General features: G+C 59.3%; 7 protein-coding genes and 1 pseudogene. 5 read left to right on the top strand and 3 right to left on the bottom strand.

Annotated elements, in window-relative coordinates:
* Positions 1 to 505: 505 nt before the first annotated feature.
* The gene (locus BI292_RS06075; protein WP_101207307.1) at positions 506 to 994 is read left to right on the top strand and encodes a GFA family protein; all 489 of its coding nucleotides are present in this window, start codon (positions 506 to 508) and stop codon (positions 992 to 994) included.
* A gap of 138 nt (positions 995 to 1132) precedes the next feature.
* Here the strand turns inward: BI292_RS06075 and BI292_RS06080 are convergent, their stop codons facing one another.
* A complete protein-coding gene (locus BI292_RS06080) occupies positions 1133 to 1741 on the bottom strand; it encodes a tRNA-(ms[2]io[6]A)-hydroxylase (RefSeq protein WP_092269604.1) in 609 nt (202 codons plus the stop codon).
* A 158-nt stretch (positions 1742 to 1899) separates the two neighbouring features.
* Here BI292_RS06080 and BI292_RS06085 point away from each other — a divergent pair, with 158 nt between their 5' ends.
* Entirely contained in the window at positions 1900 to 2763 is an 864-nt protein-coding gene (locus BI292_RS06085; protein WP_101207308.1) for a universal stress protein, read from the top strand.
* A gap of 121 nt (positions 2764 to 2884) precedes the next feature.
* Here the strand turns inward: BI292_RS06085 and BI292_RS06090 are convergent, their stop codons facing one another.
* A complete protein-coding gene (locus BI292_RS06090; protein WP_008028699.1) occupies positions 2885 to 3355 on the bottom strand; it encodes a DUF1289 domain-containing protein in 471 nt (156 codons plus the stop codon).
* 408 nt (positions 3356 to 3763) lie between these two features.
* On the opposite strand from BI292_RS06090, the gene acnB reads away from it, so the two are divergent.
* Positions 3764 to 6373: a bifunctional aconitate hydratase 2/2-methylisocitrate dehydratase gene (gene acnB / locus BI292_RS06095; RefSeq protein WP_092269610.1), complete on the top strand. Its 2610-nt coding sequence runs from the start codon at positions 3764 to 3766 to the stop codon at positions 6371 to 6373.
* Positions 6374 to 7065: 692 nt separating this feature from the next.
* Here acnB and BI292_RS06100 read toward each other — a convergent pair.
* Positions 7066 to 8346: an HAAAP family serine/threonine permease gene (locus BI292_RS06100; protein WP_092269612.1), complete on the bottom strand. Its 1281-nt coding sequence runs from the start codon at positions 8344 to 8346 to the stop codon at positions 7066 to 7068.
* A 384-nt stretch (positions 8347 to 8730) separates the two neighbouring features.
* Between BI292_RS06100 and BI292_RS06105 the strand changes: the two genes are divergently transcribed.
* Positions 8731 to 9333: a TetR/AcrR family transcriptional regulator gene (locus BI292_RS06105; RefSeq protein ID WP_101207309.1), complete on the top strand. Its 603-nt coding sequence runs from the start codon at positions 8731 to 8733 to the stop codon at positions 9331 to 9333.
* Positions 9334 to 9537: 204 nt separating this feature from the next.
* Positions 9538 to 9890: pseudogene (locus tag BI292_RS06110) on the top strand (2-hydroxyacid dehydrogenase); the annotation flags it as partial.

Here is a 9890-nt window from a genome sequence, read left to right on the forward strand (position 1 = left end):
TGTTGCGGTGCCCGCCCCCTCGTGAGGCCGAGCGCAGGTTCTGCGCAGTGGGCAACCCGGCAAGGATGCCGGGTTAGCCGCCCCCGGCCAGGGATGGCCGATGGCGGCGGGCCCACGGAGCAGGACCGGAGCGAGGGCATGCCGAGCCACGGCGAGGCACCGAACGAAAGGGGCAAGAGCGCTTTGGTTACTTTCGCGCTTCTCGAAAGTGACTCGCTGTAAAAGCGAAACCAACAGCAGCCGTGACCGCAGAAATGGATATGTACATCCGACAAGAACAGGCTGGCTGATAGAAAGCTATCGCGAGCAAGCTCGCTCCCACATTTGGATTTTTGTACACATGGGAGAAACAAAGTTGGCTGATAGAAAGCTATCGCGAGCAGGCTCGCTCCTACAGGGATTTGTGTGCGTACGGGTGGCGACGGGCGACGCGATTCTGGTGCCGGTGGAAAATCGCTGAGGGTCTAGGCTGTCTTGGGTCGATCAAGCACAGTCGGAGGTTTCCATGCAGCTCGAAGGTTCCTGCCATTGCGGCGCGGTATCGTTCGATTTGACCAGTGCCCATCCCTATCCGTATCAGCGTTGTTATTGCTCGATCTGTCGCAAGACCCAGGGCGGTGGCGGCTACGCGATCAACATCAGCGGCGATGCCAACAGCCTGAAAGTGCGCGGGCGCAAACACATCGCGATCTACCATGCGCGGCTCAAGGAGGACGGCGCCAAACGCGCGCATACCAGCAGCGCCGAGCGGCATTTCTGCTCGGTGTGCGGCAGCGGTTTGTGGCTGTTCAGCCCGGAGTGGCCGGAGCTGATTCATCCGTTCGCCTCGGCCATCGATACCCCGCTGCCAGTGCCGCCGGAGCACACGCATTTGATGCTGAGTTCGAAGGCGCCGTGGGTCGAGGCCAATGTGCAGCCCAAGGACAAGGAATTTGATGTTTACCCTGAAGAGTCGATTGCGCAGTGGCATGAGCGGTTGGGTCTGACTCGCTGATACTCGGCAAACAGGCGCCCACAAACCCTGTGCACTTAGCCAAGCAACCCGTTGGCAGAGCGCGTTCTGGCGTCAGCGCGCCGAATGTTGATCGTTCCCACGCAGAGCGCAGGAACGATCAGTTCAATTAAACGCGGGTCAGGCGGCGATTGGCACGCCGCTGTGGAAACGGAATTCCACGTCCGGCGATTCGATCAATTCCTGCTCGGCCGCGCGCACGCGCTCGATGACCTGGGCGATGTCCTTGGCGTCACCGTACTGGTAAGCCAGCTTCAGATAACCCTGGAAGTGCCGCGCCTCGCTTTTCAGCAGGCCGAAATAGAACTTGCCCAACTCTTCATCCAGATGCGGCACCAGCGCCTCGAAACGCTCGCAACTGCGCGCCTCGATAAATGCCCCCACCACCAGCGTATCCACCAGTTTCACCGGCTCGTGGCTGCGCACCACTTTGCGCAGGCCCGAGGCATAACGCCCGGCGGACAGCTGGCGCAGTTCGATCTTGCGTTTTTTCATCAGGCGCATGACTTGCTCGTGGTGCACCAGTTCTTCCCGGGCCAGGCGCGACATCAGGTTGATCAGATCGACGTGGGAATGGTACTTGGCGATCAGGCTCAACGCCGTGCTGGCGGCCTTGAATTCGCAGTTCTTGTGGTCGATCAGCAAAGTGTCCTGATCGGCCAGCGCGGCCTGGACCCAGCCGTCAGGGGTGCGGCAGCCGAGGAACTCGTGAATTTCGGGAAGGATCATGGGGCTCACGGATAAATGGTTGAAACGAAGGGCGCCGATTATACCGGCCTGCCCGCAGACCACCAGTCGCTGCCGTTGATATGCATCAAGTCCCGTGTTGGCGGGCAGCAACTATAGTTGTCCAACGCAATGCCTTTCACTTTCTGGAGATCGCGCTCATGCAAGCCATTCGCAGCATCCTGGTGGTCATCGAACCATCCCCGGACGAAAGCCTGGCGCTGCGGCGCGCCAAACTGATTGCGGGCGTGACCCAGGCGCATTTGCATTTGCTGGTGTGCGACAAGAAGCATGATCATTCCGACCACCTGCGCGACCTCAAGCAAACCGCGCAGGAAGAAGGCTACAGCGTCACCACCGAGCAGGCGTGGAACGAGAGCCTGTACGAAACCATCGTCGATGTGCAGCAAGCCGAGGGCTGCGGACTGGTGATCAAGCAGCATTACCCCGACAGCCCGCTGAAAAAGGCCCTGCTGACCCCGGCCGACTGGAAACTGCTGCGCTACTGCCCGACCCCGGTGTTGCTGGTCAAAACCGCCAAACCGTGGACCGGCGGAGTGATTCTGGCAGCCATCGACGTCGGCAATACGGATGGCGAACACCGCACGCTGCACGCGTGCATCGTCGATCACGGCTACGACATTGCGAGTCTGGCCAAGGCGAAATTGCATGTGATCAGCGCACATCCGTCACCGATGCTGTCGGCCACCGACCCGACGCTGCAACTCAGCGAAACCATTCAGGCGCGCTATCGCGAGCAGTGCAAGGCGTTCCAGGCCGAATTCGATATCGACGACGATCACCTGCATATCGAAGAAGGTCCGGCGGATGTGCTGATTCCGTTTATGGTGCACAAACTGCAGGCTGTAGTGACCGTGATCGGCACGGTAGCTCGCTCGGGATTGTCCGGGGCGCTGATCGGCAATACCGCCGAAGTGGTGCTGGATGCGGTGGAGAGCGATGTGCTGGTGCTGAAACCGGACACGATCATGGATCATCTGGAGGAGATCGTGGCGCAGCATTGAGATTTGCAGTGTTTGACCGGGCGCCTTCGCGGGCAAGCCTCGCTCCCACAGGGTATGTGTTGATCACAAATGTTGTGAACGCCACAGATCCAAGGTGGGAGCGAGCTTGCTCGCGATGCTTTCAGCCGCCGAACGCGTCCTTGAGGAAACCCGGGGCGATATAACGCTGGTAATGCGCTTCGGACAGCAGAAAAAACTCCCGATCGATGGCGTCGCGCAATTCCGGCAGGTTCCAGTCGCGAAACTCCGGCATCAGCACCATTCCGTAAGCCTCCAGATTATTGATGACCCGCGCTCCGCGAGCGATCAACTGATAGGCCCAGCAATATTCCGACTGATGCGGCACAAAGCGGATCTTGCGCTGTTCGAGCTGCAAGCGCAGGCGCTGCGGGTCGAACACTTCGAGCTTGCTCGCCATCACCTGCGACAACAATTGCTCCAGACGCAGCCACACCGCGCGTTTTTCCTCCTCGTTGTAACCATTCCAATTGATCACTTCATGGTGGAAACGCTTGCAGCCACGGCACACCAAGTCACCGTAAACGGTGGAACAGAGGCCGACGCAGGGGGTTTTGATGGTCTGATTGGGCATAGGTAGGCAAAACACGGGAAAGCAGAACAGGTCGGCATGTTAGCCCTTTGTCTAACATTCATCACCCCTCAAAGTTCGGGGGCTAACTTACGTTTATATTTTTTTTGCCGTAGAATCAGCCAGCCTTTTAAGGCGCCAATGTCCGTTTGAAGCTGTTTTCAAAGCGTCACGAGCACAGTCGTTCCTTCAGAGCGGTGTTGGCGAAGGGTTTTTCCAGCGGGGAAAAGCTCTACGCCAACCCTCATCAGCTCCCCGTTCTGCAGGCGTAAAACTTTGAAAGCAGCTTCTGTAAGGAATTGCCGGTAATTCTGGCTAAGTGGCCCACAACGCCATGCAGCGCATGAGTACGGCAATTTCGGGATGAGCGTCCCGGACACCCATTTGGGACCACTGATGAGGGTAATAACTGTGCTTGAAGCCTACCGCAAACATATCGAAGAGCGTGCAGCACTGGGTATTGTTCCCCAGCCGCTAAACGCCGAACAAACTGCAGGCCTGGTCGAGCTGCTGAAGAATCCCCCGGCTGGCGAAGAAGCTTTCCTCGTTGACCTGATCACCAATCGCATTCCACCTGGCGTGGACGAAGCAGCCTATGTAAAGGCCGGTTTCCTGTCCGCCCTGGCCAAGGGCGAAGCAACCTCCCCTCTGATCGACAAAAAACGCGCTGTTGAACTGCTCGGCACCATGCAGGGCGGCTACAACATCGTGACCCTGGTTGACCTGCTCGACGACGCCGTACTGGCCCCGGTCGCTGCCGCTCAACTCAAGCACACCCTGCTGATGTTCGACGCGTTCCACGACGTGGCGGAAAAAGCCAAGAACGGCAACGAACACGCCAAAGGCGTTTTGCAGTCCTGGGCTGACGGCGAGTGGTTCAAAAACCGTCCGACGCTGGCCGACAAGATCAGCCTGCGCGTGTTCAAGGTCACCGGCGAAACCAACACCGACGACCTCTCCCCTGCCCCGGACGCCTGGTCCCGCCCGGACATCCCGCTGCACGCCCTGGCCATGCTGAAAATGGCCCGCGAAGGCATCGTGCCTGACGTACAGGGTGTTACCGGTCCGATGAAGCAGATCGAAGAAATGCGCGGTCAAGGCTTCCCGATCGCCTACGTCGGTGACGTGGTCGGTACCGGTTCGTCGCGTAAATCGGCAACCAACTCGGTGCTGTGGTTCTTCGGCGACGACGTTCCGCACGTGCCGAACAAGCGTGCCGGCGGTTTCTGCTTCGGCAGCAAAATCGCTCCGATCTTCTACAACACCATGGAAGATGCCGGCGCCCTGCCAATCGAATTCGACGTCACCAACATGAACATGGGCGACGTGATCGACCTGTACCCGCATGCTGGCAAAGTCTGCAAACACGGCACCGACGAAGTCCTGACCACCTTCGAAATGAAGACGCCAGTGCTGTTGGACGAAGTGCGTGCCGGCGGCCGTATCCCGCTGATCATCGGTCGCGGCTTGACCGACAAGGCACGTGCCGAGCTGGGCCTGGGCCCAACCGACCTGTTCAAACTGCCTGAAGCACCTGTCGACACTGGCAAGGGTTTCACCCTGGCACAGAAAATGGTCGGCAAGGCGTGCGGTCTGCCGGAAGGCAAAGGTGTGCGTCCTGGCACCTACTGCGAACCGAAAATGACCACCGTCGGCTCCCAGGACACTACCGGTCCAATGACCCGTGATGAACTGAAAGACCTGGCGTGCCTGGGCTTCTCGACCGATCTGGTGATGCAGTCTTTCTGCCACACCGCGGCCTATCCAAAGCCGATCGACGTGACCACCCACCACACCCTGCCAGACTTCATCATGACCCGCGGCGGCGTTTCCCTGCGTCCGGGCGACGGCATCATCCACTCGTGGCTGAACCGCATGCTGCTGCCTGACACTGTCGGCACCGGTGGTGACTCGCACACCCGTTTCCCGATGGGCATTTCGTTCCCGGCCGGCTCCGGTCTGGTGGCGTTTGCTGCAGCCACCGGCGTTATGCCGCTGGACATGCCGGAATCGATCCTGGTGCGCTTCAAAGGCAAAATGCAACCGGGCGTTACCCTGCGTGACCTGGTTCACGCGATTCCTTACTTCGCGATTCAGGCTGGCCTGCTGACCGTCGAGAAGAAAGGCAAGAAGAACGCTTTCTCGGGTCGCATCCTGGAAATCGAAGGCCTGGATAACCTGAGCATCGAACAAGCTTTCGAGCTGTCCGACGCCTCGGCTGAACGTTCGGCTGCCGGTTGCACGATCAAGCTGTCGAAAGAGTCGATCACCGAATACCTGAACTCCAACATCACCCTGCTGCGCTGGATGATCGGTGAAGGTTATGGCGATCCACGTACGCTGGAACGTCGCGCTCAAGCGATGGAAGCCTGGGTTGCCAACCCTGAGCTGATGGTTGCCGATGCTGACGCCGAATACGCTGAAATCATCGAAATCGATCTGGCCGACATCAAAGAGCCTGTGCTCTGCGCGCCAAACGATCCGGACGACGCCCGTCTGCTGTCCAGCGTTGCTGGCGAGAAGATTGACGAAGTGTTTATCGGTTCGTGCATGACCAACATTGGTCACTTCCGCGCTGCCGGCAAGTTGCTGGATCAGGTCAAGGGTCAGCTTCCAACCCGTCTGTGGCTGTCGCCGCCGACCAAAATGGATGCTCACCAGTTGACCGAAGAAGGCTACTACGGCATCTACGGCAAGGCTGGCGCGCGCATGGAAATGCCGGGCTGCTCGCTGTGCATGGGTAACCAGGCACGTGTTGAGCCGAATTCGACTGTGGTGTCGACGTCGACCCGTAACTTCCCGAACCGTCTGGGCGATGGCGCGAACGTTTATCTGGCCTCGGCCGAGTTGGCGTCTGTGGCTTCGATTCTGGGTCGTTTGCCGACTGTTGAGGAGTACATGGAGTACGCAGGCAAGATCGATAGCATGGCGGCTGATGTTTACCGTTATCTGTCTTTCGATCAGATTGCGGAGTTCCGTGAGGCTGCTGCGAACGCTAATATTCCGGTGGTTCAGGCTTAAGGGTTTTATGTTTTAAGCCTTTGAGTTGAAAGACGCCGCGTGTCGAGAGATGCGCGGCGTTTTTTTTGGCATTTTTTTGTATGGGGTGCATATCCGTTATTTGGGTGATGGCGGGGTTGAATGTGCGCAGGTACATCGCTATCGCGAGCAGGCTCACTCCTACATTCAGGCTGAGTACATCCGTGAAACGCGGTTGGCTGTCAGGACGCCTTCGCGGGCAAGCCTCGCTCCTACAGGGGGTTTTGCGCTCCCCCAAACGAACACCATAAGCGACAACACCTCCCCTGTAGCAGCTGCCGAGTGAAACGAGGCTGCGTTCTTTTGATTTTGATGTTGACGTGGCTCTTGATCGTGACCTGCCCCGTCGGAAGGCCGCACGTCAGGGGCCAGAGCGTTTGGTTACTTGGCGCTCTTCCAAGTGACCCGCTGTAAGAGCGGAACCGTCATCAGTCGTTATCAGAAAATGGATATACACCCCCAAAACCGCCATCGCGAGCAGGCTCACTCCTACATTCAGGCTGAGTACATCCGTGAAACGCGGTTGGCTGTCAGGACGCCTTCGCGGGCAAGCCTCGCTCCTACAGGGGGTTGGCGTCACCACGCAGCCGAAGACACAAAAAACCGAGGCAAAAAAAACGGCCGACCCACAATCGGGTCAGCCGTTATCACTTCATAAAAGCAAGCCGCAGCAATCAAGCACTCAGCGAATAAATCAACGCCGAAATCGCTACCAGCCCCACGGCCGTCACAAACACATTCGACGCCTGCCCACGATACCGCGCCATCGCCGGCACCTTGCGAATCGCATACATCGGCATCAAAAACAGAATCGCCGCAATAATCGGCCCGCCGAGGGTCTCGATCATCCCCAGAATGCTCGGGTTCCACGTCGCAACAATCCAGCAGACCACCAACATGAACGCCGCCGTCATGCGGTCCAGTGCCTTGGGCGAAGGACGCTTGCCGCTCTTCACGATCAGCCCCTTCAGACCTTCGCTGGCGCCAATGTAGTGCCCGAGGAACGACTTCGAAATCGCCACAAACGCAATCAACGGCGCCGCAAACGCGATCGTCGGATTGCTGAAATGGTTAGCCAGGTACGACAGGATCGACAAATTCTGCGCTTTCGCCTCAGCCAATTGCGCCGGCGACAGCGTCAGCACGCAACTGAACACAAAGAACAACACCATCACCACCATCAACGCATGGGCGCGCGACAGGATCTGCGAGCTGCGCTCCTCGGCGTGTTCGCCGTAACGACGCTTCTGGTCCACGGCGAATGCCGAGATGATCGGCGAGTGGTTGAACGAAAACACCATCACCGGAATCGCCAGCCACAACGTGTGCAGTAGCGCCGATGGCTCAGGCAGGGTCGAAGCGGTGCTGAGGATGCCGCCGTTCCAGTGCGGAATCAGGAACACGGCCAAAAACAGCAGCGCGACGATAAACGGATAAACCATCAGGCTCATGGCTTTGACGATTACCTGCTCGCCGCAGCGCACCACCGCAAGCAAACCGAGGATCAGCACAAACGACAGCACCACCCGCGGCGGCGGCGTGATGTGCAGTTGGTGTTCGAGGAAACTGCCGACGGTATTGGTCAGCGCCACGCTGTAGATCAGCAGGATCGGGAAGATCGCGAAGAAGTACAGCAAGGTGATCAGCGCGCCAGCCTTGATGCCGAAATGCTCTTCAACCACCTCGGTGATGTCGGCGCCTTCGCGGCCGGACAGCACAAAACGGGTCAGCCCACGGTGTGCGTAGAACGTCATCGGGAACGCCAGCACTGCCAGCACCAGCAACGGCCAGAAGCCGCCCAGGCCCGCGTTGATCGGCAAAAACAAGGTGCCCGCCCCGATCGCCGTGCCAAACAGGCCCAGCATCCAGGTGGTGTCATGGCGATTCCAGCTTTCGAGCGTCGCTGGTTTCGCCGCTACATAGCGTTCGTCGACGCTATTGGCCTGATCATTCATCCGGTGGGATCTCCGCATTCCGGTCAGTTGCTACCCGACCAGGACGAGTCGGAAAACCCGACAGGCAGCGCCCTGATCGAAACAGGGGCGCGATTGTCCGGGATTAACGAGCAGAAGCAAAGACTTAGCTGAGGAGCGGTTATGCGGATCAGATGCCTACAGCGCCACAAGCCCCTGTGGGAGCGCGCTTGCTCGCGATGACCGTGGGTCAGTCGAGAGTGATTTCGCCGGTGAGGACGCCATCGCGAGCGGGCTCACTCCTACAGGGTTATTCAGTGTTGGGGGGGAGCGTGTATTTCGTGTGTCGGACTAATCCGATGCTTGATAAAGGTTTGTCGTCATGTATTTTTAACCCACCGACCTCTTTACACCTGTGAGCCGCTGATGCCTCGAGTCTCCCGCAAGCAAGCCGACCTCAACCGCGAAATCATCGTCGAGGCCGCCACGCGGCTGTTCCGCGAGCGTGGCTTGCACGGCATCAGCGTCGTTGACGTGATGGGCGCTGCCGGCCTGACCCACGGCGGCTTTTATGGCCACTTCGAGTCCAAGGAAGCTCTGGCGCGCGAGGCCGGTGGCCGGGCGTTCGAGCAATCCGCCGAACGCTGGAACGCGCGGATCGCCGAGCACGACAACAAGGACGAAGCACGCCGTTCCCTGATCAATCCTTACTTGTCCGCCACCAGCCGCGACAATCCCGGCGACAGCTGCCCGGTAGTCGCCTTCGCCGGCGACATGTGCCACGAAGCGGCCGACAGCGGTTTGCGCCAGACCTTCCTCGACGGCCTCAACCGATTGCTGCAGTGCTACGGCTCGCTGATCGACGCGGGCGACGCCGAGCAGAATCGGCGCCAGGCGCTGGTCGATTATTCGCTGATGGTCGGCGCCCTGACCCTCGCCCGCGCCACCCGTGGCGACGCCCTGTCCGACGAAATCCTCGAAGCGGCACGCACGTTTTTGACCAAGGAAGCCCCGTCGCAAAACCCGTGACACATGGCAGCAAAGCGTATTCGCGATGGCGTCCTCAGGTTAGTCATCGCCAGCAAGCTGTGCTCCCACAGGTTTTCGCGGGTGCGCGTTCCGGCGATCTGCAAGGGCATGGCCTATCCTCTTTGGTGATTGCCAAACCGCTCTTGAGTCAGCAATCTGAAAGCACTTTCGAGTTTCCGACCTCGGCGCCCACAGGAGCCCAGCATGACTGCAACCGTTCTGGTATTGGTTGAAACGATTAATGACTACCTGCCGATTCTCGAACGTCAGGGCTTTCACCTGATTCTGGCGCCGACGCCCGCCGAGCGCGCCCAGGCCATTGACACCTATGGCGCGCGCGTCGACGCGGTGCTGACGCGCGGTCCGCTGGGTTTGTACGCTGACGAGATCGCCGCCCTGCCCGCCCTCAAAATCATCTGCGTGATCGGTGCCGGTTACGAGCATGTCGACCTGCAAGCGGCCAGCGACCGCGGGATTACCGTAACCAACGGCGCCGGGGTCAACGCCTCGTCGGTGGCGGATCACGCGATGGCGTTGCTGCTGGCGCTGGTGCGCGA

The sequence above is a fragment of the Pseudomonas sp. 43NM1 genome (assembly GCF_002836905.1).
Lineage (GTDB): Bacteria > Pseudomonadota > Gammaproteobacteria > Pseudomonadales > Pseudomonadaceae > Aquipseudomonas > Aquipseudomonas prosekii.